This window comes from Pseudarthrobacter defluvii (assembly GCF_030323865.1).
In the GTDB taxonomy this organism is placed as follows: Bacteria; Actinomycetota; Actinomycetes; order Actinomycetales; family Micrococcaceae; genus Arthrobacter; species Arthrobacter sedimenti.
Map to the genome: position 1 here is coordinate 1290385 of NZ_CP066362.1, position 26560 is coordinate 1316944.

Here is a 26560-nt window from a genome sequence, read left to right on the forward strand (position 1 = left end):
GGTATTCGGCGGGACGGGTGGGAGCCGAATGCCCCGTGTCGCGCGGGGCCCTGAACCCGTGGCAAAATAGGGACTTGTGCCCGGGGCTTGAGTCTTCCGGCACGGTCCGCTCTGGTGTAACGGCAGCACCCCGGCCTTTGGAGCCGTGGAGTATAGGTTCGAATCCTATGGGCGGAACTGCTGCGCAAGGAGCGATCATGAGGATGGCACCCGGTGCGCCGTGGCCTGTGCTGCGGGACACCATAAAGCGCCAGCACAACCAAGCAAGGAGAGCCCGTACGTGATCCCCGAGAATGCCGGTCCGGCCGCTGTAATCGTTCTGGCAGCAGGCGCCGGCACCCGGATGAAATCGCGTACTCCCAAGATCCTGCACGAAATCGGCGGCCTCTCCATGGTGGGCCACGCCCTTCGTGCCGCCCGCAGCATCAATCCGCAGCGGCTTGCCATCGTGGTGCGCCACGAACGCGACCTGGTGGAAAGCCACGTGGCCGCGCTGGACCCGCAGGCCCTCATCGTGGACCAGGACGACGTGCCCGGAACGGGCCGCGCCGTGGAAGCCGCACTGCAGGCGCTGGACGCCGGGCAGGCCTTGGCCGGAACCGTCGTGGTCACCTACGGCGATGTGCCCCTGCTGTCCGCGGAACTGCTGACCGAGCTGGTCGCCACCCACGAGTTCGAAGGCAACGCCGTCACGGTCCTCACGGCAGTCCTGGACGATGCCACCGGCTACGGCCGCATCCTCCGCGGCGAGGACGGTTCCGTCACCGGCATTCGCGAACACAAGGACTCCTCCGAAGCCGAAAAGCTGATCCGCGAAGTCAACTCCGGCATCTACGCCTTCGACGCCGCGGTGCTCCGCGAAGCCCTGGCCAAGGTAACCACCGACAACGCCCAGGGCGAAAAATACCTCACCGATGTGCTGGGACTGGCGCGTGAGGCAGGCGGCCGCGTCGCCGCCGTCGTCACTGCTGACCGCTGGCAGGTGGAGGGCGCCAACGACCGCGTCCAGCTCGCCGCCCTCGGCGCCGAACTGAACCGCCGCACCGTGGAAGCCTGGATGCGCGCCGGCGTGACCGTGGTTGACCCGGCCACCACCTGGATCGACTCCACCGTCACCCTGGACGAGGACGTCCGCCTCCTGCCCAACACGCAACTGCACGGCACCACCACCGTGGCGAGGGACGCCGTCGTGGGCCCCGACACCACCTTGACCGACGTCGAAATCGGCGAGGGCGCCTCGGTGGCCCGCACTCACGGTTCCGGCTCGGTAATCGGCCCGCGCGCCGCCGTCGGCCCCTTCACATACCTTCGCCCCGGCACGGTGCTGGGCGAGAAGGGGAAGATCGGCGCCTTCTACGAAACCAAGAACGTCACCATCGGCCGCGGTTCCAAGCTGTCCCACCTGGGCTACGCGGGCGACGCCGAAATCGGCGAGGACACCAACATTGGCTGCGGCAACATCACGGCCAATTACGACGGCGAGAAGAAGCACCGCACGGTGATCGGCTCGGGCGTCCGTACAGGCTCCAACACCGTCTTTGTTGCCCCGGTCACCGTGGGGGACGGCGCCTACAGCGGCGCCGGCGCAGTGATCCGCAAAGACGTTCCGGCCGGAGCGCTTGCGCTGAGCGTCGCTGCCCAGCGCAACGCCGAAGGCTGGGTTCCCGCGCACCGTCCGGGAACCCGCTCCGCCGAACTGGCCCAGGCGGCCACCAACGACTCCTCAAGTACCCCGGCATCTACAGAAGAGGGCAAGTAACAATGAGCGAAATTACGGCGCACGGCGAGAAGAAGTTGGTGCTTGCCTCCGGGCGGGCCCACCCGGAGCTCGCCAGGGAAATCGCCAAGGAGCTCGGCACCGAACTCCTCCCGCTGGATGCCTACGACTTCGCGAACGGCGAGATCTACGTCCGCGCCGGTGAAAGCGTCCGCGGCACCGATGCCTTCGTGATCCAGGCGCACCCCGCCCCGCTGAACAACCACCTCATGGAACAGCTGATCATGATCGATTCGCTGAAGCGGGCCTCCGCCAAGCGGATCACCGTGGTTTCGCCGTTCTACCCGTACGCCCGCCAGGACAAGAAGGGCCGCGGCCGCGAGCCGATTTCTGCCCGGCTGGTGGCGGACCTCTACAAGACCGCCGGCGCGGACCGCATCATGAGCGTGGACCTGCACACCTCCCAGATCCAGGGCTTCTTCGACGGCCCCGTCGACCACCTGATGGCCATTCCGCTGCTGGCCGACTACATCCGGACCCGGGTGGGATCGGACAACATCACCGTCGTATCGCCGGACACCGGCCGCGTCCGCGTCGCCGAACAGTGGGCCGAACGCCTGGGCGGCGCACCTCTGGCCTTCGTCCACAAGAGCCGCGACCTCACTGTCCCCAACCAGGCTGTCTCCAAGACTGTGGTGGGCCAGATCGAGGGGCGGACCTGCGTCCTGATCGACGACATGATCGACACCGGCGGAACCATCTCCGGCGCCGTCACCGTCCTGAAGAACGCCGGTGCCAAGGATGTCATCATCGCGGCCACCCACGCCGTCTTCTCGGACCCCGCAGCCCGGCGCCTTTCGGAGTCCGGTGCCCGTGAAGTGGTGGTAACCAACACGCTTCCGCTCGGTTCGTCCCAGCGCTTCCCGCAACTGACGGTGCTTTCCATCGCGCCGCTGATCGCCCGCGCCATCCGCGAAGTGTTCGACGACGGATCGGTCACCAGCCTTTTCGACGGCAAGGCATAAGACCGTACTTGATGAGACCCCGCCGGCAGGAGCCGGCGGGGTCTCGTCCCGCGCTGGCAGGGTTCCATGGGCGAGCCTGCGAGCTCAGGGGGCCGGTGGGGATTTAAGGAAACGGTCCCGGCACTGGTAGGCTGTCAGGCGATACCTTGGCGAGGGAGGGCATAGCCTCCGTTATCGACTGGGTCTGCTGGTCCCTTCACGGGGACTGCCTTCTTGAAGGGCCGCCATCGGCCGCCCGGCGTTGAAGGTCACACCAGACCTCCGCCCTTGCTGAACACCGTTTAGTCTTCAAGGAGATTTCCATGTCTGAGCAGAAGCTCGCAGCAGAACTGCGCACCGAATTCGGCAAGGGCTACGCCCGTCGCGCCCGCATGAACAACCAGATCCCCGCCGTCATCTACGGCCACGGCGCAGAGCCCATCCACGTCACCCTGCCGGCGAAGGCCACCACCCTGGCCGTCCGCACCCCCAACGCCCTGCTGTCCCTGGACATCAACGGCGAAGGCCACCTGGCCCTGGTCAAGGACGTCCAGCGCGATCCGGTAAAGCAGATCATCGAGCACATCGACCTTCTGACCGTCCGCCAGGGCGAGAAGGTTACGGTTGACGTCCCGGTCCACGTTGAGGGCGAAACCGCTCCCGGCACCGTCCACAACCTGGAACTGACGGTTGTGTCCCTTGAGGCCGAGGCAACCCACCTGCCCACCGCCATCGAGGTCAACATCGAAGGCCGCGCCGCGGGCGAGCACATCCACGCCTCCGACCTGGTCCTCCCCAAGGGCACCACCCTGCTGACCGATGCCGAAGCACTCGTGGTGAACGTTTCCGAGGCCGTCGTCATCGCCGAGGAAGAAGAAACCGAAGCTGCCCCCGAGGGCGAAGCAGAGGAAGCTCCCGCAGCCGAAGAAGCCGCAGCAGAGTAACCACTCCGCAATTTCAGCAGTGGCCGGACCCCCAGGGGCCCGGCCACTGCCATGTCAGGCCACCGCCGTATCAGCATGCTTCTCCCCGTCCGTACGCCGGTCTTCCCGCCCAAGCCACCCCCATAGGATTGATTCCATGACAGATACCTGGCTGATTATTGGCCTCGGCAACCCCGGCGCCCAATACCAAGGCAACCGTCACAATGTGGGCCAGATGGTGCTTGATGAACTTGCCGGCCGGATTGGGGCCGGCTTCAAGTCGCACAAGGCCCGCGCCCAGGTTCTGGAAGGCCGGCTGGGCATCGGCGGTCCCCGCGTTGTCCTGGCGAAGCCGATGAGCTACATGAATGTCTCCGGCGGCCCCGTCTCCGCCCTTGCCAACTTCTATGGCATTCCCGCCGATCATGTGGTGGCCGTCCATGACGAGATCGACATTCCCTTTAACACCGTCAAACTCAAGCTCGGCGGCGGGGAAGGCGGCCACAACGGCCTGCGGGACATCTCCAAGGCGCTCGGCACCAAGGACTACCTGCGGGTCCGTGTGGGGGTGGGAAGGCCGCCCGGCAGGATGGACACCGCCGACTACGTTTTGCGGGATTTCGGCACCACGGAACAGAAGGAACTGCCGTTCCTTCTCGATGACGCCGCAGACGCCGTGGAGTCCTTGCTCCGTGATGGGCTCACCGCTGCCCAGCAAAGGTTCCACCCCGCAAAGTCCGGGTCACGCCAGCCGGAATCGTAAAAGTTCCCTTCGACCCTATTTCCTTGTCAGTGGCAGAGGGTACTCTTCTTCCTATGCGGGGGAGCAAAGGGGCTACATCCCGCTATTGCAGGATGTAGGGGATAAGTTCATGTCAATCGAGCCACTCAGCTGGGGACGTGGGTCAACACCTCAAGGTGACAGGCTGCCCACGCCACCCTCCGCGGCGCCGGAGAACCAGCAATGGTCCGTGCCTGCACGCAGCGCCAACCTCGACGCCGTCCGCACCGCCCTGACCAGCGAGAATTCCCTCGGCGTCGTCATCACCGGTGCCCGCGGCGTGGGGAAATCCTCCCTGGCCCGTGCGGCAGTGGCAGACCTCGGCCCCGATATCTGGTCGCTGCAACTGCGGAACGTCCCGTCGGGCTCCAGCACCCCGTACGGCTGCCTCTCCTTCCTGCTGGCCCGGCTGCCGCAGGCCTACATGGGCTCGCCCACCGCCATCCTGCGCGGCATCACCTCCCTGATCCGCAGCGACGCCGCCGGCAGGCCGTGCATCATTACCCTGGACACCTCCTCCAGCATCGACGATATGAGTGCCGGGGTGCTGCTTAACGTCCTGCTCACCGGTACGGCCAAAATCGTTGCGGTGGCCCCCAACTCCAGTGACCTGCCCCCAGACTTCCACTGGCTGCTGACGGACCGGAAGCTGACCGAGGTGCGGCTCAGCAACCTCAACGAACTGCAGACCCGGCAAGTCCTGCTCTCACTTCTGGGGCACCGGGTCGCTTCCTCCCTGGTCAGCACCTACCACCAGATGGTCGGCGGTAACCCCCTGCTGCTCAAGGCACTGGTCACCGAACAGCAGCTCTCCGGAAACCTGGTCCTGTCGGACTCCGTCTGGACCCTCCGGGACAAGGTGGTGCTTGATGGCGCCGCCAGCCTGGATGACATCGTCCGGTCCCGCTGGTCCCGGGAAACCTCCCAGACACGTGAAGTCATCGAGATGCTCTCCTGTGCCCGCAGGGTGGAGCTATCGCGCCTCACCGCGATCTACGGTGCTGATGTCATTGCGGACATGGAAGACGGCGGCCTGCTGGAGATCGACGAGTCCGAGTATCGCTGGGTGTCCCTGCGGGAGAAATACATCGGTGACGTAGTCAGGACGTGGCTGAGCATTTCCCGGCGGCGGGAGCTTCGCCACGTGATGCTGGGCGGCGCGGAGCCGGATCCGGCGTCCATGACGGTCGAAGAACTGATGTCCTTCGCCGCCTGGACCCACGAGTGCGAGGCCGAGCTCAGCCCTGGGCTGGCGCTTGCGGCCGCCCAGGCCGCGGTCCAGCTCTTCGACCCCCGCTTTGCCTTGACCTACGCGGACATGCTGAGGAGGACCGACGCAGGGTGGGCGCCGGCGCAGCGCCACAAGGCATCGGCATACCTCCAGCTGGACATGCCAGTCCAGGCCCTCGCAGCCCTGGACGACATCTCACAGCCCGAACTCGACGCACTGGACCCCGAGGAATACGCCCAGATAGTCGCAGCCAAAGCCAGAGTCATGCTCTCCATTCCGGAACAGGCGGGTAAAGTGCCGGAACTCCTCGCTTCCGCCCGCGAACGCCTGGAACCGGCAGCCCAGGATTCTTCCTGGCCTGCACCTGCCGTCATCGCAGTCAACCGGGTGGCGCTGAGCGAATTCGAGTACCAGGCCCATGCCGGTAATTTTTCCGCCATGATCCCGGCACTTGAGCGGGCAGCCGATCCTGCTGCCAACCCCGACACGGGATACCGGCTTCAATCGGCCATCATCCTGATGACCGCCCTCGCCTTTACGGGCCGCGAGATGGACGCCCTGGGCCTCATGCGCCAACTCGGTGGCCAGCTCACCGATGCCTCGCACATTGTCGGCCTTCGTGAGCGCTACACCAAGGAGGCGTTCTTCGTCCTGCTGCTGGCGGGCCAATGGCGGCGCTGCATTGATCTCCTTACTCCCTTCAGTGCAGGACAGCTCCACCGGCTCCCCTTCCGAAGCGCCGCAACTGAACTGGCTGCCGGCGTGGCCTATGCCTTCTCCGGCCGCGGTGAGGCTGCCCTGGAGCCGTTGATTTCCGCCACTGCCCAGTTGGAGCTGCAGCCGGTGCAAACCGCGCTGCGCACCGGCTACGCCGCCACAGCCCTCGCCTATGCCCAGACCGGCAATGCAGGATTTGCCCGTAAGTACCTCACCAAGCTCCAGAGGACCTCCGGCAGGGCCGGGTTCGCCGCGGAATGCGTCATAGATTTCTGCGCGCTCGTGGCCGGGCGCTGGCTGGGCGACCCGGAGGCGGTGGCAGGCCTGAAGCAGGGAGCCCGCCGGAACTTGGAGGCGGGGCGGGCTACCGTTGCCGGCATCTACCTGCTGGCCGCAACCGTCAATGGCAGCGACGCGGACTTCCGGCTGCTGGAGGAGATTGCCGGCCACCGGCAGGGCCCCCTGGCCGACGTCTCACGGCTGATCGCCGTCGGAAGCAGGACAAAGGACGCCAAGGCACTCCTTGCCGGCGGTGAACTTGCTGCCACGCTCGAACTGGACGCCGTTGAGGCCCGGTGCATGGCACTGGCCGTGGATTTTGCGCGCCAGGACGGGGACGCGCTCTCGGCCAGGACAGCCCAGGCGCGGCTGGACATCCTGGCCGCCACCGTGTCCAACCTGCCCATCGTGCCCAGCAGCGGAAGCCCCTTGCTGACTAGCAGGGAACGGCAGATCGCCAGGATGGCCGGCCGGGGCGCTTCAAACCGTGACATCGCCATGGAAATGGGCGTGTCGGTCCGCACTGTGGAAGGCCACCTGTACCAGGTCTTCACCAAGCTTGGCGTGACTTCAAGGGGTGATCTGACTGGACTCGTCTAACGGCCACAAGCAGGCGGCCACGCACCGGCTCCTGACCGGACGCCGGGAGCCCGTGGAGCGTATCTGCGCCATCCTGCGGAACGGCGCCCACCACGCCGTTTTCATCATGGCAGGCCCCGGCATCGGAAAATCGGCCGTGACCGATGCCGTGACGGAGCGCCTCGCCGGATCCATGAACGTTGTGCGGATCCACGCCAGTTCGGCCCTGGCCGCCGTGCCGTTCGGAGTCCTGACCCCTTACACGGGCGAGCTCACCGCTGAGGAGTCTGTCTCGCCCGTCGCCGTGCTCCGTTCCATGTGGGCATACTTCGAGAAACTGAAGGCCGGCAACACGGGTTCCGTCCTCATTGCGGTGGACGACGCCCACCAGTTGGATGACGCTTCTGCCGGCGTCCTGGCTGAGGTGATTTCGGCAGGATGGGCCACAGTGGTGGCCGCGGCCAGGCCCCGGCCGGGCCTGCCGCAGCCGCTGGACCAGCTCTGGTATGACGGCCTTGCCGAACGGATCGACCTCCGTCCCCTCAACCGTGAACAAATCGAAGAGGTCCTGGCCCATGCCCTGGACGGGACCGTCCCCGGTGCCACGGTGGACGCCATTTGGAACGCGTCGGGCGGCAACCCCCGGATCCTCGATGCCCTGCTCCATGACTCAGCTGAAGCCGGTGTCCTGGTCAAACGCAACGGAATTTGGATGCTCCTGGGCTCCTTGCCGAGCGACGGGGCGCGGCTCGCAGCGGTTGTTGCCAAAGACCACCTTCGGCGGCGGCTCGAGGAACAGGAAGCGCTGAAGCTCATTGCCCTTGCCGGACCGGTGGGCAGGAAAGTCATCGAAGATATCAGCGGTGCAGCCGTCGTCCGCTCCCTGCTGGACCAGCAGATGATCGTTGAAGCACCCGGTATTCCGGCTGAACTGTCCATATGGAACGGGCTCTTCGCCGGTGCCATCAGGCATACCGTCTCGGTCTCCCGCAGCCTTCAACTGCGGGAAAAGGTGAAGGCGCACCAGGACCCCACCCTGTTGCAGGGGGAGGGCCGGTTGCGGTCCGTGGAGTGGGCCCTGGAGTGTGGGGTCCGGGTCGCTGATGAGGAGATGCTGGCGGCGGCCCGGGAGGCCCTGATTCGGTTCCACAACCACAGCGCACGGACCATCGCGGCCCGGGTCCACGAGCCCGCGCTGGTTCCCCTGGCCCAGGCGGTCCAGGCGCGTGCGCTGTACAACGAAGGGGCTTACCAGGAAGCCGCGGCACTCCTTGACGAATGTTGGCTCCCGCTGGCCGAAGACCCGCAGGGTGCGGCCGTTCTGCTGCTACGGGTCTCGGCGCACCAAGCCATTGGCCACTCACTGGAGGTGGTGGCGGACGACGTCGAAAAGAACGGCGGGGGTAGTGGCAGCAGCGGGCCGGACTGGCAGCGGGAACTCCTCCACCTGCTCCGGCTTGGAGCGGAAGTGGATTTCCAGGCACTGAACGACCACGTGGCCACCATCCGGAAGGGGCCTGCGGCAGCCACCGGCGGAGAACCGCTCCGTGCGCTGGCTGAGGGTCTCCTGGCCCATGCCCTCGCCTCGGCCGGACGGCCCGTCCAGGGGCTGGAGGCCGCCCTGCTGGCAGCCTCGGAACTTCCACCCCTTGAAGGCAGCCTGTTTTTCTTTCCCGAGTTCGTGCTGGGGCGGCTCGTTTCCGATTACCTGGCCATGGGTGAATGGGAGTCTGCAGAGCGGGAAATCAACCACTACGCCGCCGGGCATGCCCCCGGCGCCGACACCTTCAACGGGAGCCTCCAGGTGCTCCAGGGCTACTCGCTGCTGCGGCAGGGGCGGATGGAGCGCGCCTACCAGGTCCTGCTGCCCGCAGTGGAAGCGCTGAGGCTCAATGACCCCCTCCAGCTCTACCGCTTTGGCACAGCCCTGGGCTTCTATGCGGCCGCACGCCTCGGCGACGCGGAGCAGGCCAAACGCCTGGAACAGGACCACAAGGATGCTGATGCCGGCTGGCCCGCCCACGACCTCCTGGCGGAAGCCTATGTGGCGGCGGCGGGTGAATACCTTGCCCGTGACGGAAAGGGCCTGGCGGCCCTGCAGACGTTGATGACCACCACGGAGGCTTCCGCGCGGACAGGGAACCTCCTTGAGGTCCTTGCCATGTGCTGGGATCTCGGTGACCCCTCGGTGGTCCCCATGGTGCAGGCAGCGGCGCGCGGTGTGGAGGGCCGGTGGGCAGAAGCGTTGCTCACGCTGGCCATTGCTTGGGAAAACGCCGACGGTGACGCCCTTATGGCAACGGCTGCCTCGCTGGAGGAGGCAGGCTTTGTCAACCTGGCCCGCGAAGCTTACGCCCGGGCCAGTACCGTGCTGGAGCAGGCCGGGGAACGCCGGCGGTCGCGGCAGGCCGTGGCCCAGCGTGAGAAGTGCGACCACGAACTGGGGGAGCGGTTCCGGGAAGGCCGGTTCATCGCCGCAGCCCCCACTGTCCGCCTCACGCGCAGGGAACAGGACATCGTCGAGCTGGCCGTGCAGGGCCTCACCGACCGCGAGATCGCGCAGCGCTTGATGGTGTCGGTCCGGACGGTGGAAGGACACCTGTACCGTACCTACGTCAAGCTCGGGGTCCGCAGCCGCGATGAGCTGGAGTCGGCACTGCCAAAGTAGGTCCCGGCGGGCAGGCAGCTGCCGCTCCTGCCCGCGTTGGTCTGTTCCAGCGTCACAGAACCGGGCCTGCGACATGAACGGCGCGGCTCGCGCAGTTGCCGTCCGGCACCTTGCCGCGCGTCCGCCGTCGTCTGTCCCGATCACTGCCGTCCGGCACCTTGCCGCCCGTGCGCCCCGCTGCGGTACCTGGGAGCCTGGGAGCATCGTCCGCTTCACGTAAGTGGCTGAGCGGCGCCCCGGTAGTGCGGCCGCCGGGATTCGAGTACACCCTACTCGTGTACGGGATGGCACCGCGGGATTTACTTAAGGAGGCAAAGCAAAGCGGCAAGCTGGAGGCCGCGGAGCAGCAGAACAGGACATTGAGCCCTTTCGATTTCCGGTCCGCAACGGACCGGGCACAGACGGGGCCGGCGACGTCAGAGTCTTCTGAGACCGAGACTCTCCCCCCAGCCGTCGCCGGCCCTCTGCTCCCTCGGCTGAAGCCCGGGACAGCGGTGGCGGCTGCCCCTCCCGGGCGGCCGCCACAGCCGTGTGTGGGACAATTGGGTGTCAGACATTGGCAGCCCAAGGAGTTCGTTTTGGCCGTAGTATCAACGCCAGCCACACTGGAACGTGCCGTACCTGTCATGGATAACGCCGAGGTGCTGCGCATCCGCAACGACTTCCCGGTCCTCAACCAACTGGTTAACGGGCAGCCCCTGGTCTACCTCGACTCGGGCGCTACGTCGCAAAACCCCGTGAGTGTCATCGAGGCCGAACAGGAATTCTACGAACAGCGCAACGCCGCTGTTCACCGTGGCGCGCACCATCTTGCCGTGGAGGCCACCGAAGTATTCGAGGACGCCCGGCAGACCATTGCCGATTTCATTGGCGCGGACTACGCGGAGACCATTTGGACGTCCAACGCCACAGAAGGGCTGAACCTTCTTTCCTACTCCCTTTCCAATGCCGGGCTGTGGGCGGCTCAGGGACGCGGTGACCAGGGGCTTCGGGACCTGGCACTGAACCCGGGCGACGAGATCGTGGTGACCGAAATGGAGCACCACGCCAACCTCATCCCCTGGCAGGAACTGGCGTTCCGGACCGGGGCCACGCTCCGCTACATCCCCATTGACGACCAGGGCAGCCTCCGCATGGACCAGGCGGCGGCAATCATCGGCCCACGAACCAAGGTCCTGGCCTTCACCCACGCTTCCAACGTCCTGGGCATCATCAACCCGGTGAGGGAACTGACCGCGCTCGGCCACGCCGCGGGGGCACTGGTGGTCCTGGACGCCTGCCAGTCCGCTCCGCACCTGCCCCTGGACGTCAAGGATCTCGGCATAGACTTCGCGGTCTTCTCCGGCCACAAGATGCTTGCCCCCACGGGGATCGGAGTGCTCTACGGGCGGCAGGAACTGCTGGACATCCTGCCGCCGTTCCTGACCGGCGGATCCATGATCACCACCGTCACCATGGAACGGGCCGAGTACCTTCCGGCGCCCCAGCGCTTCGAAGCCGGCACCCAGCGGATCTCCCAGGCCGTGGCCATGGCCGCCGCCGCGAACTACCTCACCGAAACCGGGCTGGACCGGATCCACCGCTGGGAAGCCGAACTGGGCCAGCGCATGGTGGCCGGGCTGGAGGGCATTCCCGGAATCCGGGTCCTGGGTCCTGCCGCCGGGAAGGAACGGATCGGCCTTGCCGCATTCGACGTCGAGGGCGTCCACGCCCACGATGTGGGGCAATTCCTGGACTCCCAGGGAATCGCCGTCCGAGTGGGACACCACTGCGCCCAGCCGCTGCACCGCCGGCTCGGGCTGACCGCCACCACCCGTGCCAGCGCCTACCTGTACAACACCACTGACGACGTGGACCGCTTCCTTGAGGCCGTCGCCGGCGTCCGGGCCTACTTCCGCGCCTAGCGCAGAATACGAGAGTTGACACCATGAGCCTTGACCAGCTGTACCAGCAGATCATCCTGGACCATTCAAAGGCCCGCCACGGCAGCGGGCTCGCCGCCACCGACGCACCGCAGGGGAGCTCCACCGGCCAGTCACACCAGCTCAACCCTGTGTGTGGGGACGAAGTGACCCTCCGGCTTGCCGTCCAGGACGGCAAGGTGGCCCAGGTGGCCTGGGACGGGGCTGGCTGCTCCATCTCCATGGCCTCCGCATCGGTCCTCACCGACCTCGCCGAGGGGATGACCATTGCCGAACTGCATGAGGTCATCGACAGCTTCCGGGAGGTGCTGCGGTCGCGGGGCAAGGTCCATGCCGATCCTGAGCTGCTGGGGGACGCGGCAGCGTTCGAAGGAGTGGCCCGCTACGCCGCCCGGGTCAAGTGCGCCATGATTTCCTGGGTCGCCGCCGAGGACGCGCTCAACCAGGCAGCCTAAGCAGGACAGTGAACAGCCCGGGTCTTCCCTCAGAAGTGGGGAAGGCCCGGGCCTCAGAAGTGGGGAAGGCCCGGGCTGTTTCGTGTGTAAAACGCCTCGTTCAGCCCAGCAGGCCGAGGACCCCGATCACTGCCGTGGCGAGCCCCAGCACCACGGAGATGCTCACCAGCACCACATGGACGGTCAGGAACTTCGTTGCCTTGCCGGCGGCGTCGCGGGCCCGCGGATCCTTCATGACGCGGCGCAGGAACTGCGGCCAGACCACCAGCGACCAAACGCCGGCGACAATGAGGACAAGCGCGGCAAAGACGGGAAGCTGCATGGGCTAGTGGCTTTCCAGCCAAGCCTGGGCCTGTGCGGCCTGCAGGTTCAGTGCTTTGGCCACCATCGGCTCGGCGGCGTCGGCGATCTTGCCGCCGAGGAACGGTACGGAGGACTTCACCGCACCCTCAAGCTCCACGCGGGTTCCGCCGGCGTCGGCCACCAGCCGCTGGACGGCGGTAACATCCACCGGGGCACCGGCGATCTTCAGCGAGATGTTGCTCTGGCGCGAGCCGTCCGCGGCGGGAGCTTCCCAGTTTTCCACCTGGGTCACCTTGAGGTGCTCACCAACAAACTTGCGGGCGATCTCAGGCAGCCGGGTGGTGGGAAGGGTGCGGACCGAGGTGGTGTTGAAGGCACCTGCAATGTCGCCGTCAAGGGTGAAGGACTCCAGGGTGCCGCCCACCAGCTGGCTGACGTGGCGCTGGAAATCCTCGTTCACCAGCACAGCGGTAACGCTGTCAACGGAGTGCGGAAGGGTGGTGGTTGCGCTCAGCGCCATGGGTCCTCCTGGGACGTGGGGAAAGGATTTACGCCTCCAACATCCTACGGGGTCACCCCGGCGCGGTCCGCATCGGCCAATTTCCGGGCCTCCGCCGTGATGTTCCGTGCCATCGCCGGGAAGATCAGGCTGTGAAAGGGAAGCACGGCCAGCCAGTAGAGCCGTCCGCTCAAGCCTTTGGGAAAGAAAATGGCGCGCTGCCGGTAGCGGCTGCCGCCGCCGTCGGGCTCCACGGAAAGCTCCAGCCACGCCCGTCCCGGCGCCCGCATCTCAGCCCGCAGCCGCAGCAGCCTGCCGCGCTCGATCCGCTCTACCCGCCACCAGTCCACCACTTCTCCGGCGGCCAGCATATGCGGATGCCGGCGGCCCCGCAGCAGCCCCGCGCCGCCGGTCAGCTTGTCCAGCCAGCCCCGGACCTGCCAGGCCAGGGGCAGGGAATACCAGCCGTTGCGCCCACCGATGCCCTCGATAATGGTCCAGACATGGGCCGGGTCCACTTCCCCGTGGAAGGTCCGCTCGTCGATGTACACCTTGTGCCCTGCCCACTCGGGGTCGCTGGGAAGGGGATCGGAGTCCGCGCCGGCGCTGGCCCACGTGGTCTCCACTTGGCCGTCCCGCTCCTTGCCCAGCGCCAGGGCCACCGCCGTCCGGTACGGGGTCAGGCCGCCGTCGGGCTGGGGAATGTACTGGTCGATGTCGTGCTCGTTGGACACCGCATCATGCTGCAGCGACTGCACCAGGGGCACCGCCATGGACCACGGGATGGGGGTGGTCAGGGCCACCCAGATGCCTGCCAGCTTGGGCGCGGGGATGGGCAGCGCCAGCACCACCCGGTAGGGCAGGCCTGCTTCCGCAGAGTATTCCTGCATCATCCTGGCGTAGGTCAGCACCTGCCGGCAGCCGATGTCGAAAGTCCGGTTGATCGGGCCCTCAAGGGCGGCAGCGCCCACAAGGTAATACAGCACGTCCCGCACGGCGATGGCTTCGATCCTGTTCCGCACCCAGCTGGGCGCCGGCATCAGCGGCAGCGTTTCGGAGAGGTGGCGGATCATCTCGAAGGAGGCCGAGCCCGACCCGATCACCACGCCGGCCTGGAACACGACGGCGTCCACCGGGCTGTCCAGGAATACCTTGCCCACGGTTTCCCGCGACCGCATATGGGTGGAAAGCTCAACGCCCTGGGGGTGCAGCCCGCCCAAGTAGACGATCCGGCTTACGCCGGCGGCGGCCGCGGCGTCCGCCGCAGTGGTGGCCATCGCCTTTTCCTTCGCCTCGAATCCCGCCCCCGCGGCCATGGAGTGCACCAGGTAATAGAAGACGTCGACGCCGGCCAGCGCTTCACGGAGGGCGTCGCCGTCGTCGAGGCTGCTTTCCACGACGTCCACTTTGTCGCGCCACGGCACACCGGCGATCTTGTCAGGGGAGCGGACCAGCACCTTCACCTGGTGGCCTGCCTCCAGCAGCCTGGGCACCAGCCGCCCGCCGATGTAGCCGGTGGCACCGGTGACAAGGACGGTCCTGGGTGTTGGTTTGGCACTCATTGCGGTCATGCTGGCTCCTGTTCGTCCCTTGGAATTCGCAGCGGCCGCCCTTACGGACGGCTGCGCTGCGGAAAAGGCTGCGGAAATCGCTCGACGTTGCCAGCCTAGGTCCATTCAGGGGGCAGATGGGTGCCGCGCTGCCATGTCGTTCCTGCGCGGTAGGCTGGGTATACCCGGGATTCGCAGCGAATTTCGGGTTTTCGCGTTGCCTGCTTGTCTTCGATGAACACCACAGGAGCTTCCGCCATGAGTCTTCCCGGCCAGTCCGCCGCCGGCACATCCAGCACGGGCACCTCCAGCACCACCCCTTCGCTGGATGGACTGCGCCGCGCGCTCGAGCCGGACACGACCTTCGCCCGCGTGGGCGCCGAGGCCGCCCGGGGCTTTGCCGTCCGCGGCCAGGATTACCAGATCAGCGCCCCGGCCGGCCTGCGCCCGGTGCTGCTGGCGGAGATGGCGGACGGGCTTGCCGCTGCCGCCGAGGGCGCAGAACCGGGCGTGGTGCTTGCTGTGACGGCCACCGGCCGCGAGGCCGAAGACCTGTCAGCCGCCCTGCGCGCCTACCTTCCGGCGGACGCGGTGGCCGAGTTCCCCAGCTGGGAGACCCTCCCGCACGAGCGGCTTTCGCCCCGCTCGGACACCGTGGGCCGCCGGCTCTCCGTGCTGCGCCGGCTGGCACATCCGGAAAGTTCGACGGCGGGCCGGCTGCGCGTCGTCGTCGCTCCCGTCCGCGCCGTGGTCCAGCCCGTGGTGGCCGGGCTGGGCGACCTTGTTCCGGTTACGCTGAAGGTGGGCCAGGACGTTCCGTTCACCAACGTGGTGAAGAGCCTCGCCGACGCCGCATACGCCCGGGTGGACATGGTGACGCACCGGGGCGAGTTTGCCGTCCGCGGCGGCATCATCGACGTCTTCCCGCCCACGGAGGACCACCCCATCCGCGTCGAGTTCTTCGGCGACGAGGTGGACCAGATGCGCTGGTTCGCCGTCGCCGACCAGCGCTCGCTGTCCGCGCCCGGCGTGCACCACCCCACGGAGCTGCACGCACCGCCCTGCCGCGAAATCCTCATCACTCCTTCCGTGATGTCCCGCGCCGCCACGCTCAAGTCCCAGCTTCCGGCCGCGGCGGACATGCTCGAAAAGATCGCCGGCGGCATCGCCGTTGAAGGCATGGAGTCCCTGGCGCCGGTGCTGGTGGATGCCATGGTGCCGTTCGTGGACCAGCTGCCGGCCGATTCCATTGCCGTGGTGATCGAACCGGAAAAGGTGCGCACCCGGGCCCATGACCTCGCTGCCACCAACGAGGAGTTCCTTGAGGCGGCGTGGTCCACCGCGTCCGACGGCGGGGCGGCACCTTTGGACCTCAGCTCCCAGGCCAGTGCGGCGCTTCATTCGGCCAGCTTCCGCTCGCTGGCTGAAACCCGGTCCTCGTCCCTGGCGCACGGGGTGTCCTGGTGGTCCATCACCTCGCTGGCGCAGGATGCGGAACTGCTGCCCGAGATCGACGTGCTGAACCTGCACGCCAGGGAGCCCCGCGGCTACCAGGGCGATGTCGCCGAGATGATGGACTTCATCGGCTCGCACGTGCGCGACCAGTGGCGGATCGTGGTGGCCACCGAGGGCCCCGGCCCGGCCCAGCGCCTGGCGGAGCTGTTCCACGAAAACGACATTCCCTGCGCCCGGGTGGACAGCCTGGACCACGAACCCCAGCCGGGCATCATCGAGGTGACCACCGCCGCCGTCGGCCGCGGCTTCGTCCTGGACGGGCTCAAACTGGGCCTGCTCACCGAAGCCGACCTGCTGGGCCGCACCTCCGCCGGGTCCACCAAGGACATGCGGCGGATGCCCTCCAAACGGCGCAACGCCGTCGACCCCCTCCAGTTGGTGGCGGGGGACCATGTGGTGCACGAACAGCACGGCATCGGCCGGTTCGTGGAACTCATCCAGCGCAAGGTGGCCGGCGGCGGCGACGGCGTGCGCGAGTACCTGGTGCTGGAATACGCGCCGGCCAAGCGCGGCGCCCCCGGCGACCGGCTGTTCGTCCCCACGGACCAACTGGACCAGGTGACCCGCTACGTGGGCGGGGACACCCCGGTCCTGAGCAAGATGGGCGGCGCGGACTGGGCCAGCACCAAGTCCAAGGCGCGCAAGGCCGTCAAGGAGATCGCCGGTGAACTGATCCGGCTGTACTCGGCCCGCATGGCTTCCCGCGGCCACGCCTTTGGCCCCGACACTCCATGGCAGCGCGAACTGGAGGAGGCGTTCCCGTACGTGGAGACGCCGGACCAGCTGACCACCATTAACGAGGTCAAAGCGGACATGGAGCGGGAAATCCCCATGGACCGGCTGGTATCCGGCGACGTGGGCTACGGGAAGACCGAGATCGCGGTGCGGGCTGCGTTCAAGGCCGTCCAGGACGGCAAGCAGGTGGCGGTGCTGGTGCCCACCACGCTGCTGGCGCAGCAGCACTACGAAACCTTCACCGAACGGTTCTCCGGCTTCCCCCTTCGCGTGAAGCCGCTATCCCGCTTCCAGTCCGCAAAGGAGTCCAAGGAAACCGCCGAAGGGGTCAAGAGCGGCGCCGTGGACATCGTGATCGGCACCCACCGGCTGCTGTCCAAGGACTTCGAGTTCAAGGACCTCGGCTTGGTGATCGTGGACGAAGAGCAGCGGTTCGGCGTGGAGCACAAGGAGGCGCTGAAGAAGATGCGCACCAACGTGGACGTCCTGGCCATGAGCGCCACCCCGATTCCCCGCACCCTGGAGATGTCCCTGACCGGCATCCGGGAAACCTCGACGCTCGCCACCCCGCCGGAGGAACGGCACCCGGTGCTGACCTACGTGGGCCCGTACACTGACAAGCAGACCTCCGCCGCCATCCGCCGCGAACTCATGCGCGAAGGGCAGGTGTTCCTGGTCCACAACCGGGTGTCCACCATTGAGCGGACCGCGGCGAAGATCCGCGAATTGGTCCCGGAAGCCCGGGTGGAGGTGGCGCACGGCAAGATGTCCGAGAGCCGCCTGGAGCAGATCATCGTGGACTTCTGGGAGCGGCGCTTCGACGTCCTGGTGTGCACCACCATCATTGAGACCGGCCTGGACATCTCCAACGCCAACACGCTGATCGTGGACGGTGCGGATAAATACGGCCTGTCCCAGCTGCACCAGCTCCGCGGCCGTGTGGGCCGTGGCCGGGAACGTGCGTATGCGTACTTCCTGTACCCGTCGGAAAAGCCGTTGGGTGAAGTGGCACTGGAACGGCTCAAAGCCGTTGCGGCGCACAACGAACTGGGCGCCGGCATGCAGCTGGCCATGAAGGACCTGGAGATCCGTGGCGCCGGCAACCTGCTGGGCGGTGAACAGTCCGGCCACATCCAGGGGGTGGGCTTCGACCTGTACATCCGGCTTGTGGGCGAGGCCGTGGCGGATTTCCGCGGCGAGGCCGAGGAGAAGGCTGCGGAGATGAAGATCGAGCTGCCGGTCAACGCGCACCTGCCGCACGACTACGTTCCCGGCGAGCGGCTGCGCCTGGAGGCCTACCGGAAGCTCGCGGCGGCCCTCACCAACGAGGCCATCGACGAGGTCCAGGCAGAACTGGTGGACCGCTACGGCGAACTTCCGCTGCCGGCACAGAACCTGGTGGCCGTGGCACAGTTCCGGGTGGCCGCCCGCGAAGCCGGCCTGTCCGACGTTGCGCTCCAGGGCAACTTCATCAAGTTCTCCCCGGCCACGCTGCCGGAGTCCAAGACCATGCGCCTGAACCGGATGTACCCGGGTTCGCAGACCAAGCCTGCGCTGGACGCGGTGCTCATTCCCAAGCCCAAGACGGCGCGGATCGGGGGCCGGGACCTGCAGGACGCCGAAATCCTGGAGTGGGCCAACGGCGTCATTCGGAACATCTTCTCCGACGCCCCACTGGCGGTGAGTTAGCACTTGATGGGAGGACACCACGCCGCGTCGGGAGCCGCGGCGTGGGTAGCTGTTGCGTCCACCGGCCCCTACACCCTGGGCTGGTACCCGCTTGATCCCACCGGGATCCTCATCGGCGGCATGGCCACTGCCGGCACCGCCCTGGTCTGCGACTGGGACCACCGCTCAAGCACGGTGGCCCATGCGCTGCCGCCGCTGTCCAACGCGATCGCCCGCGGCATTGAAAACGCCAGCGGCGGCCACCGGCAGGGCACGCACTCCATCCTGGGCGCGGCGGCGTTCGTGTTCCTGGCCGGCCTGGCATCCCAGGTCCACATGGACACGGGCTGGGGGCGCCTATCTGTCGGCGCCGGCCTGCTGTGCATGTTCCTGATCAACATCGCGGCGAAGGCGCTGAAGCTTTTTCCCAAAAGCGGCTTCATCTCCAACTGGATCTTCGCTTTGGTCATGGCCGGCCTGGTCACCGTCTACGCGCCGGAGCAGTGGACGTGGCTGCCCACATCGATGCTCATTGGGGTGGTGGTGCACATCGTGGGCGACCTCATCACCACTGGGGGAGTGCCGCTGCTCTGGCCGCTGGTGGTCCGGCCGCCCAAAATGCTGCGCCGCATGCCCCTGTTGCGGAACGTGTGGCGGGCCAACGGCGCCCTGTCCGTACCCCTGCTGGGGCGGGCCGGTTCGAAGCGGGAATGGTTGGTGCTGATCCCGGTCAGCGCCTACGCGATGGTGGGCATGACCATGGCAGGCTGGGCCATCGCCCAGCACCACTGGGGCCGCGTGGCCGCTGCGGCGGGTGCCTGGATCAGGCTCTGGTTCTAGCAGCGGAACAGTTGATACGAAAACGGACCCCGGACGATGCGTCCGGGGTCCGTTGGTGTCTTAACGGCTGGGCGTGAAGCCTAGTGCTCGCCTGCTGAGTCGGAGCGGCCGAAGATGGTCTGCGGGAGCCAGAATGCCAGGGCGAAGAGGACCAGGCAGACGGCCATCGGCCACGGGTTGCCCAGGCTCAGGAACGACAGCGAGTAGATGGCACCGAGGAACAGGGCGAAGCAGATCACGAAGAGGATAACGCTGCCCGCGAGCTTGTTTTCGTTCTGCGGGGTACGGACATGTTCCTGGTTGGACGCCGTGTCCCGGCTGGACGGGTTGATCTGGCTGGACATGTGTTCCTCCTCGGCCCCGCGGGGCTTGGTCTGTGGCGGTTTCCGGCTTCCGGTCAGTACGCGGCTGAACCCTGTTCACCCTTGACGATGGCGATTCCGGAACTGGCACCAATTCGTGTTGCACCTGCTGTAATCATAGCCTGCGCGTCGGCGAGGGACCGTACGCCACCGGAGGCCTTGACACCCAGATCCGAGCCTACTGTCCTGCGCATCAGGGCCACGTCCTCCACGGTGGCACCGCCGCCGTTGAAGCCGGTGGAGGTTTTCACGAAGTCCGCTCCGCCCTCCACCGCCGCCTGGCAGGCCAGCACCTTCTGCTCGTCCGTCAGGAGGGCAGTTTCGATGATGACCTTCAGGATGGCCCCGCCCGCGTGCACGGTCTCGGCCACAGCAGCGACATCGTCCGTCAGGGCGCCCTTGTCGTTCGCCCGTGCGGCGGCAATGTTGATCACCATGTCCACCTCATCGGCGCCATCCAGCACCGCGCCGCGGGCTTCGAACGACTTCACGTCCGTGGGGGTTGCCCCAAGGGGGAAGCCCACCACGGAGCAGGTGAGGACGCCCGAGCCCTTGAGCGCCTTGGTGACCGTCTTGACCCAAATCGGGTTCACGCACACGGACTTGAACTTGTACTCGGCCGCCTCTGCGCACACTTTCAGCACGTCGGCTTCCGACGCTTCGGGCTTGAGCAGCGTGTGGTCGATGTAGGAGGCGATGTCCGCGGCTCCGGCCGCCTCAGCGTTGCCTGCGTGCACGGTGGCTTCGTTGCTCATGATGGTCCTCTCGAAGGGCCGGGCGGCCGGCATTGACTCGGTTTCGGAAACCATCTTGTCACAGCGGCGCGCACCCAAAGCAGGCACCGGCACGCAGGCACCCCTGTCAGGCAGCCGCCTGCAGGGCCGGCGCAGCCGAAGCGGCCGACAGCAGTTGCGTTGCACAGGTGCCCGCCGCCGAAGCGGCTGCCACCAGCAGCCCCAGCCGCACGCCGTCGAACGCTGCGGCGTCCCCGATCGCCCAAATCCCCGGCACCGAGGTGCGGTAGTCGCGGCTGATGACGATGCCGCCAGCTGCCGCCGTCTGCAGGCCTGCGCTGGCCGCCAGGCCGTCCCGGGAGACGCGCTCCTCCGCTAAAACGACCAGGTCCCCGGTCATGCTGCTGCCGTCTTCGAAGACCACCGCGGATGCGGCCATGCTGGAAGCCGGACCGGACACGACGGCAGGGACGATGGCGGCCGGCCGGGCGGTAGTGCGGATGGGACGTACGCCCTTGGCCCGCAGGACTGCCTCGGCCTGTCCTGCCGCCGCACCGGTCCCGACCAGGATTCCCACCGGGCGCCTGCCCAGCTCCCGGGCCACCTTCTGCACGCCTTTCGCGACACGTGGTGCGTCGTCGATGGTGGCATAGCTCAGGCACTGCGCGGCACCGTCCACCGGGCCGGCCACGGGGGCTGATCCGGTGGCAATCACCAGTTGGTCGTAGGCGAATTCCATCCCGTCAGCAGTGGCCACCGTGCGGTTGGCAGCGTCGATATGGCTGGCGGGCTGGCCGAACCGGACGGAGACCTGGGGGAGCATGGCCAGCTCCAGCAGTTCCTCGGGGGCGTCGTCGCGGTTGCTCAGCACAGTGATGGTGCCGGTGAACCTGGCCTTGTCCAGCTGCGCCACCAGGGCCTGGGCAGCCGGGCCGGCGCCGGCAATGACGATGCGGGTTGCGGTGGAGGAGGACTGGGAGGGTGCCGGAGCGGACATGTGCTGGCCCTTTCGCTGGCGGCCGCGGGGCGGCCGGAACTCTGTGATGGAACCCAGCGTAGCCTTGCGCTTTTTCCGGCAGGTTTCCCCGCAGTTGCTGTTTCAGGGCCCGGGGTTCGCCAGTATTTACCGGCCGGTAACACAACCCGTGACCCATCTCTCATCCGGCAGCCGCAGGACACATTCCACTCCGCAGCACCCCCCGCGATGGGGCTTAGATGCGGATCCGGTACCCGCGCTTGACCACCGTTTCGATGAGCCTGCCGTCCGGCAGGGACGAGCGCAGCCGGCTCACGGTCATGTCCAGCGCATGCACTGATCCGCGGAGTTCCAGCAGGTCGGAGAGCGATTCACGGGACAGGACCGCTCCGTCGGCACCAAGCAGGGCGCGCAGGAGCAGCAGGGGAGCGGGCGCCAGTTCCACCTGTTGGCCGTCAATGCGGAGGCAGCGGCCGCGAAGCTCGATGTTTCCGGAGCGCGTCTCCAGCCGGCGGACGTGGTTCAGTGCCAGGTGCTCGCACACCAGGCGGATGAGGGCGCCCATGCGGAACCGTTCGGGGATCAGCGGCGTGATGCCGGCGTACAGGAGCGGCTGCGCGGTCACGGGACCCACCACGGCGGTGGTGACGTTCAGTTTCAGGCTCTCCACCAACTGCTTGTAGAGGCCCATCTCATGGGCGGTGCTCCACATGGCATCCACTGCGGGGGCGCTGGTAAAGGTCAGGACGTCCAGGTTGCCGCTGCACGCGGCTTCGATCAGCCGCGGAAGCCGGTCCTCGCCCTCGGGCTTGACCCAGCGGTAGGGCGTGACGGTCAGGACCGTGGCGCCGGACATCCGCAGCCGCTCGATCTGACGGACATCGGTGTAGCCGTGCAGCTGCATGGCGACGGTTTTGCCGCGGACGCCTTCAGCGAGCAGCATGTCCACCAGGGTGGAGGTGGTTTCGTCACTGCTGATGCCGACGTCGGCAAGGCCGGCCGCGCGCACGGCACCGCGGGCTTTGGGTCCCCGGACGAACATGCGGCAGTTCCCGAGCGTTTCCAGCAGTTCGTCGCCGATGCCGAAGGAATCCGCGGCCTCGCACCAGCGGCGCATCCCGTAGGCGGTGGTGGCGATGCACAGGTCCGGCTTGGCCGCGATGATGGCGCGGGTGTCCTCGATGAGGCGCAGGTCTTCCTGGACGGGGGCGATCTTCAGCGCGGGGGCGTGCAGCACTTCGGCGCCGCGCCGTTCCAGGGCCTCGATGAGGTCGCGGGACCGCCGGTCCGAGGTGACGCCGATGCGGAATCCCTCCAGCGGTGACTCGGCGGCATCGGTTGCTTCTTCAGCCTGGGGCGTGTGGGCCGGTGCAAGTGCGGTCATGGGGGTCAATCCTTTCATGATCCCAGCAGCGACGCCGCCAGCCTGTCCAGGTCCGCTGCGGCTCCGACGTGCTGCCGGTTGGCTTCAGCCACCCGGACCACCTCGCCGATGACCAGCACCGCGGGGTTGCTGCAGCCGGCAGCAGCGGAGGTGATGGTGCCCAGGTCCGCAATGGTTGTGCGCTGGCCGGGCCGGTAGCCCCGTTCCACCACGGCCATGGGCATGTCCGGCCGCATGCCGGCGCGTCGCAGCCCTGCCGCGAGCTGGTGGAGGGTGCCGATGCCCATGAGCACCACAATGGTGCCGCCCAGGCCGGCCAGATGTTCGTGCTCCTTTTCCGTGAGCGGGGCGTGCCCGGAGACCACAGTGAACAGATGGCTGACCTCGCGGTGCGTCACAGGAATCCCTGCGGCGGCCGGAACGGAGATGGCACTGGTGACGCCGGAAACTACCTGGACCTTGACGCCGGCGGCGACGCAGGCGGCCACTTCTTCGCCGCCGCGGCCAAACACATAAGGGTCCCCGCCCTTGAGGCGCACCACGTTGTTGCCCGCCAGCGCGCTTTCCACCATCAGCTTTTCGATGTCCGCCTGGCTGACCTTGTGGTGCCCAGGCTTCTTGCCGACGTCGACAAGCTTGGCGGACGTCAGCAGCGGCAGCTCCTGGTACGGGGCCAGGCGGTCGTAAAAGACGACGTCGGCGTCCCGGAGCGCCTTGACGGCCGCCACCGTGAGCAGGTCGCTGGTGCCGGGACCGCCGCCCACCAGGGTGACGTGGCCGGCAGAGCCTGCCGCAGGCTCCGCGGCAACAGGGATGCCGGCTTCCCGGCAGCGGTCCAGGAACGTGACCCAGCCGGGCTGTCCGTCCGCGACGGCGGCTACCAGGAACAACTCCTCCGGCAGTCGGGTAAGGGTGGCGCTGTGCGGGGTCTCCAGGCGGTGCACGACGGCGCCCGCGGCTTCGTAGCGGCGCACCGCCTGCCGCGCTGCAGTGGCGGAGCCGGCCACCAGGACGTCCCGGCCGGTGAGGTCGATGCTGAGCTGCATGGTTATGCCTCGTTTTCCGTGGTGTCCGTCGTTGATGTGCGGACCGGGATGGAGGCTCCGATCAGGACCTTTCCCTTTTCCTCGGGGGTGGCGGGACGCATCTGGCCGCGCTCGTCCGGGACGAAGCTGATCGAGTCGTCCTTCTGGTCCGGGGCATTGACGAAGGAGCGGAACCGGCGCAGCCGCTCCGGGTCCTTCAGGGTGTCTGCCCATTCGTCCACGTAGGTGTCCACGTGCTTGGCCATGGCTGCCTCGAGGTCCTCGGCGATGCCCAGAGTGTCCTTGACCACCACGTCCTCGACGTGGTTGATGCCGCCGTCGAGCTCCTCATGCCACCTGGCCGTGCGCTGCAGGCGGTCAGCGGTGCGGATGTAGTACATGAAGTAGCGGTCGATGTACTTGATGAGGGTCTCGTCGTCCAGGTCCTTGGCCAGGAGCTGGGCATGGGCAGGAGTGGCGCCGCCGTTGCCGCCGACGTACAGGTTCCAGCCGTCCGCGGTGGCGATCACCCCAACGTCCTTGCCGCGCGCCTCGGCGCATTCCCGGGCACAGCCGGAGACGCCCATCTTGAGCTTGTGCGGGCTGCGCAGGCCGCGGTAGCGCAGTTCCAGCTTGATGGCCATGGCCACCGAATCCTGCACGCCGAAGCGGCACCAGGTGGAGCCGACGCAGGACTTCACGGTGCGCAGGCTCTTGCCGTACGCCTGGCCGGATTCGAAGCCGGCGTCCACCAGTTCCTTCCAGATTTCGGGGAGCTGCTCCAGCCGGGCGCCGAACATGTCGATCCGCTGGCCGCCCGTGATCTTGGTGTACAGGCCGTACTTCTCGGCGACGGCGGCAATGACGCCAAGCTTCTTGGGGGTGATCTCGCCGCCGGCGATGCGGGGGACCACCGAGTACGTGCCGTCCTTCTGCATGTTGGCCAGGGCACGGTCGTTGGTGTCCTGGAGGGTGCCGCGCCCTGCGTCCAGGACGTAGGCGCTGTTCTGGCTGGCCAGGATGTTGGCGATGGTGGGCTTGCAGATGTCGCAGCCGGCACCGGTGCCGTACTTGGCCATGATCTCTTCGAAGGAGGTCAGCTCCAGGACACGGATGGCGTCGAACAGTTCCTGGCGGGACAGTTCGATGTGCTCGCAGAGGGCCTTGGAAACCTCGACGCCGGACTTGGTGAGCTCGGTTTCCAGCAGCTTCTTCAGCATGGGCACGCAGGATCCACACTGGGTGCCGGCGCGGGTGCAGCCTTTCAGCTCACCGAGTTCCTGGACCGGGGCGTTGCCCTCACAGGCGCCGCAGCCGTTGATGGCGTCGCGGATGCTTCCGGCAGTTACGTTGTTGCAGGAGCACAACGTGGCGTCGTCCGGGAGCTCCGTTTCGGGGGCTTCGCCGCCTCCTGCCGCGCTGAGGAAGGCGCCGGGCTCGGCGGGCAGTTCGCGGCCCAGGAGCGGCCGCAGGCTCATGTAGGGCGAGGCGTCGCCAACGAAGATGCCGCCCAACAGAGTCTTGGCGTCATCTGTGGTCACGATTTTCTGGTAGACGCCGCGGGCGGGGTCGGCGTAGACGATCTCCAGGGCGTGTTCGGTCCTGGCGAAGGCGTCACCGAAGCTGGCCACGTCCACGCCGGAGAGCTTCAGCTTGGTGGCGGTGTCGAAGCCGGGGAAGGTGGCGTCGCCGCCGTGCAGGCGGTCCGCGACGATCTCGGCCATGGTGTTGGCGGGGGCCACTAAGCCCAGGCACATGCCGCCGAAGTTGGCTACTTCACCGATGGCCCAGATGCCCGGGACTTCGGTGGCGCAGTAGTCGTTGATCACCACGCCGCCGCGCTGGCCCAGGCTGAAGAGCTGCTCCTCGCCCTCGGCCGTGCGGAAGAGCTCGTCGCGGGGCCTGACGCCGACCGCCACGATCACCAGGTCTGCCGGGATAACGCGTTCGTCAGCCATCAGCACTCCGGTGACCTGGCCGTCGTCGTCCGTCAAAATCTGGCTGGGGAACACACCGCCGTGCACTTCGAAGCCCTTCGCCTCGATGAGGCGGCCCAGGGCCTGGCCGGCGCCCTCGTCCAGCTGGGTGTTCATCAGCCAGGGTGCACCGTTGATGACCACGGGGGTGGCACCCAGCTGCTCGGTGCCGGCAGCCGACTCGAGGCCCAGGAGGCCACCGCCGATGGTCACGGCGTTGATTTTGCGGCCAAGCTTTTCGGTGAGCTTTGCAATTGCCTTATTGATGGCCCAGACATCCTCGAGGGTCCGGTAGACATGGGCGTGCTGAGCGCCCGGAATGGGGAGGCGGACCGGGTCCGAGCCGGTGGCCACCACGAGCTCGTCGTACGGGTAGGCGTTCCCCGCGGCGGTTTCGACCGTCTTCGCCGCGGCGTTAATCTTCACCACGCGCTCGCCGGTCTTCAGGACCACGGAATTGTGATCCCACATGGCGGCCGCGCCCAAGGTGAGGTCCACGCCGGTATCGGTGAGGGCCTTGGAGAGCGCCACCCGGTCATAGGGAAGGTGGGCTTCCTCGGTGAGGACAGTGACCTGCCAGCCATCGAGGCCCCGGGCATGCATGGCGTCCGCAAAACGGTGGGCCGCGGGGCCGCCGCCGGCGACGACGATGCGGCGCGCAGTCTCTGTGCTTGAAGTCTGTTCGGTCACTGTGGGCCTTTCGCATGGGCCGCAGAC

Annotated in this window: 19 protein-coding genes and 1 tRNA gene; 11 read left to right on the top strand and 9 right to left on the bottom strand. The window is 67.2% G+C overall.

The window, feature by feature from the left end; all coding sequences use genetic code 11:
- Positions 1–105: 105 nt before the first annotated feature.
- The 9 genes from JCQ34_RS06020 (at position 106) to sufU (ending at position 12276) form a co-directional block, all read left to right on the top strand.
- Positions 106–177: transfer RNA gene (locus tag JCQ34_RS06020), tRNA-Gln, on the top strand.
- 103 nt (positions 178–280) lie between these two features.
- Positions 281–1759, top strand: coding sequence for a bifunctional UDP-N-acetylglucosamine diphosphorylase/glucosamine-1-phosphate N-acetyltransferase GlmU (gene glmU, locus JCQ34_RS06025; RefSeq protein WP_286402885.1), 1479 nt, complete (start codon positions 281–283; stop codon positions 1757–1759).
- A gap of 2 nt (positions 1760–1761) precedes the next feature.
- Complete coding sequence (locus JCQ34_RS06030) at positions 1762–2742, top strand: ribose-phosphate diphosphokinase (RefSeq protein WP_159632494.1); 981 nt, start codon at positions 1762–1764, stop codon at positions 2740–2742.
- 302 nt (positions 2743–3044) lie between these two features.
- Positions 3045–3665 carry a 50S ribosomal protein L25/general stress protein Ctc gene (locus JCQ34_RS06035; protein WP_286402887.1) on the top strand — a complete coding sequence of 207 codons (621 nt, stop codon included), beginning with the start codon at positions 3045–3047 and terminating at the stop codon, positions 3663–3665.
- 136 nt (positions 3666–3801) lie between these two features.
- Positions 3802–4407, top strand: coding sequence for an aminoacyl-tRNA hydrolase (gene pth / locus JCQ34_RS06040; protein ID WP_286402888.1), 606 nt, complete (start codon positions 3802–3804; stop codon positions 4405–4407).
- 109 nt (positions 4408–4516) lie between these two features.
- Positions 4517–7252: a helix-turn-helix transcriptional regulator gene (locus JCQ34_RS06045; RefSeq protein WP_286402890.1), complete on the top strand. Its 2736-nt coding sequence runs from the start codon at positions 4517–4519 to the stop codon at positions 7250–7252.
- Between the two features lie 52 nt (positions 7253–7304).
- Entirely contained in the window at positions 7305–9899 is a 2595-nt protein-coding gene (locus JCQ34_RS06050) for a LuxR family transcriptional regulator (RefSeq protein WP_286402892.1), read from the top strand.
- A 578-nt stretch (positions 9900–10477) separates the two neighbouring features.
- A complete protein-coding gene (locus tag JCQ34_RS06055) occupies positions 10478–11803 on the top strand; it encodes an aminotransferase class V-fold PLP-dependent enzyme (RefSeq protein WP_286402894.1) in 1326 nt (441 codons plus the stop codon).
- Between the two features lie 23 nt (positions 11804–11826).
- Positions 11827–12276 carry a Fe-S cluster assembly sulfur transfer protein SufU gene (gene sufU, locus JCQ34_RS06060; RefSeq protein ID WP_142130628.1) on the top strand — a complete coding sequence of 150 codons (450 nt, stop codon included), beginning with the start codon at positions 11827–11829 and terminating at the stop codon, positions 12274–12276.
- Between the two features lie 100 nt (positions 12277–12376).
- Here sufU and JCQ34_RS06065 read toward each other — a convergent pair whose 3' ends face one another.
- Genes JCQ34_RS06065 through JCQ34_RS06075 form a run of 3 tightly spaced genes read right to left on the bottom strand, consistent with a single transcriptional unit; the run spans position 12377 to position 14649 of the window.
- A complete protein-coding gene (locus tag JCQ34_RS06065; protein WP_286402896.1) occupies positions 12377–12598 on the bottom strand; it encodes an SCO4848 family membrane protein in 222 nt (73 codons plus the stop codon).
- A 3-nt stretch (positions 12599–12601) separates the two neighbouring features.
- Positions 12602–13099 (bottom strand): DUF2505 domain-containing protein, encoded by a 498-nt coding sequence (locus JCQ34_RS06070; RefSeq protein WP_286402897.1) that lies wholly within the window; start codon positions 13097–13099, stop codon positions 12602–12604.
- 44 nt (positions 13100–13143) lie between these two features.
- Positions 13144–14649: an SDR family oxidoreductase gene (locus JCQ34_RS06075; RefSeq protein ID WP_286402899.1), complete on the bottom strand. Its 1506-nt coding sequence runs from the start codon at positions 14647–14649 to the stop codon at positions 13144–13146.
- Between the two features lie 237 nt (positions 14650–14886).
- Here JCQ34_RS06075 and mfd point away from each other — a divergent pair, with 237 nt between their 5' ends.
- Positions 14887–18567, top strand: a complete 3681-nt coding sequence (gene mfd, locus JCQ34_RS06080) for a transcription-repair coupling factor (RefSeq protein ID WP_286402901.1) — start codon at positions 14887–14889, stop codon at positions 18565–18567.
- A 6-nt stretch (positions 18568–18573) separates the two neighbouring features.
- Positions 18574–19386, top strand: a complete 813-nt coding sequence (locus JCQ34_RS06085) for a metal-dependent hydrolase (protein ID WP_236821640.1) — start codon at positions 18574–18576, stop codon at positions 19384–19386.
- Between the two features lie 80 nt (positions 19387–19466).
- Here JCQ34_RS06085 and JCQ34_RS06090 read toward each other — a convergent pair whose 3' ends face one another.
- From JCQ34_RS06090 to nirB, 6 genes are all read right to left on the bottom strand, one after another.
- Positions 19467–19730, bottom strand: coding sequence for a hypothetical protein (locus JCQ34_RS06090; protein ID WP_286402907.1), 264 nt, complete (start codon positions 19728–19730; stop codon positions 19467–19469).
- Between the two features lie 53 nt (positions 19731–19783).
- Positions 19784–20503: a deoxyribose-phosphate aldolase gene (gene deoC / locus JCQ34_RS06095; RefSeq protein ID WP_286402908.1), complete on the bottom strand. Its 720-nt coding sequence runs from the start codon at positions 20501–20503 to the stop codon at positions 19784–19786.
- Positions 20504–20609: 106 nt separating this feature from the next.
- Entirely contained in the window at positions 20610–21479 is an 870-nt protein-coding gene (locus tag JCQ34_RS06100) for an FAD-dependent oxidoreductase (RefSeq protein WP_286402910.1), read from the bottom strand.
- Between the two features lie 214 nt (positions 21480–21693).
- Positions 21694–22842, bottom strand: a complete 1149-nt coding sequence (locus JCQ34_RS06105) for a uroporphyrinogen-III synthase (RefSeq protein ID WP_286402911.1) — start codon at positions 22840–22842, stop codon at positions 21694–21696.
- A 14-nt stretch (positions 22843–22856) separates the two neighbouring features.
- On the bottom strand, positions 22857–23888 hold the full coding sequence (gene cobA, locus JCQ34_RS06110) for a uroporphyrinogen-III C-methyltransferase (protein WP_286402913.1): 1032 nt from the start codon (positions 23886–23888) through the stop codon (positions 22857–22859).
- A 2-nt stretch (positions 23889–23890) separates the two neighbouring features.
- Positions 23891–26533 (bottom strand): nitrite reductase large subunit NirB, encoded by a 2643-nt coding sequence (gene nirB, locus JCQ34_RS06115; RefSeq protein ID WP_286402914.1) that lies wholly within the window; start codon positions 26531–26533, stop codon positions 23891–23893.
- Positions 26534–26560: the final 27 nt, after the last annotated feature.

Coding starts and splice junctions, on each gene's coding strand:
- JCQ34_RS06030 (WP_159632494.1), top strand. CDS start 1,762: ATGAGCGAAATTACGGCGCACGGCGAGAAGAAGTTGGTGCTTGCCTCC.
- JCQ34_RS06035 (WP_286402887.1), top strand. CDS start 3,045: ATGTCTGAGCAGAAGCTCGCAGCAGAACTGCGCACCGAATTCGGCAAG.
- pth (WP_286402888.1), top strand. CDS start 3,802: ATGACAGATACCTGGCTGATTATTGGCCTCGGCAACCCCGGCGCCCAA.
- JCQ34_RS06045 (WP_286402890.1), top strand. CDS start 4,517: ATGTCAATCGAGCCACTCAGCTGGGGACGTGGGTCAACACCTCAAGGT.
- sufU (WP_142130628.1), top strand. CDS start 11,827: ATGAGCCTTGACCAGCTGTACCAGCAGATCATCCTGGACCATTCAAAG.
- JCQ34_RS06065 (WP_286402896.1), bottom strand. CDS start 12,598: ATGCAGCTTCCCGTCTTTGCCGCGCTTGTCCTCATTGTCGCCGGCGTT.
- JCQ34_RS06070 (WP_286402897.1), bottom strand. CDS start 13,099: ATGGCGCTGAGCGCAACCACCACCCTTCCGCACTCCGTTGACAGCGTT.
- JCQ34_RS06075 (WP_286402899.1), bottom strand. CDS start 14,649: ATGACCGCAATGAGTGCCAAACCAACACCCAGGACCGTCCTTGTCACC.
- mfd (WP_286402901.1), top strand. CDS start 14,887: ATGAGTCTTCCCGGCCAGTCCGCCGCCGGCACATCCAGCACGGGCACC.
- JCQ34_RS06085 (WP_236821640.1), top strand. CDS start 18,574: ATGGGAGGACACCACGCCGCGTCGGGAGCCGCGGCGTGGGTAGCTGTT.
- JCQ34_RS06090 (WP_286402907.1), bottom strand. CDS start 19,730: ATGTCCAGCCAGATCAACCCGTCCAGCCGGGACACGGCGTCCAACCAG.
- deoC (WP_286402908.1), bottom strand. CDS start 20,503: ATGAGCAACGAAGCCACCGTGCACGCAGGCAACGCTGAGGCGGCCGGA.
- JCQ34_RS06100 (WP_286402910.1), bottom strand. CDS start 21,479: ATGTCCGCTCCGGCACCCTCCCAGTCCTCCTCCACCGCAACCCGCATC.
- JCQ34_RS06105 (WP_286402911.1), bottom strand. CDS start 22,842: ATGACCGCACTTGCACCGGCCCACACGCCCCAGGCTGAAGAAGCAACC.
- cobA (WP_286402913.1), bottom strand. CDS start 23,888: ATGCAGCTCAGCATCGACCTCACCGGCCGGGACGTCCTGGTGGCCGGC.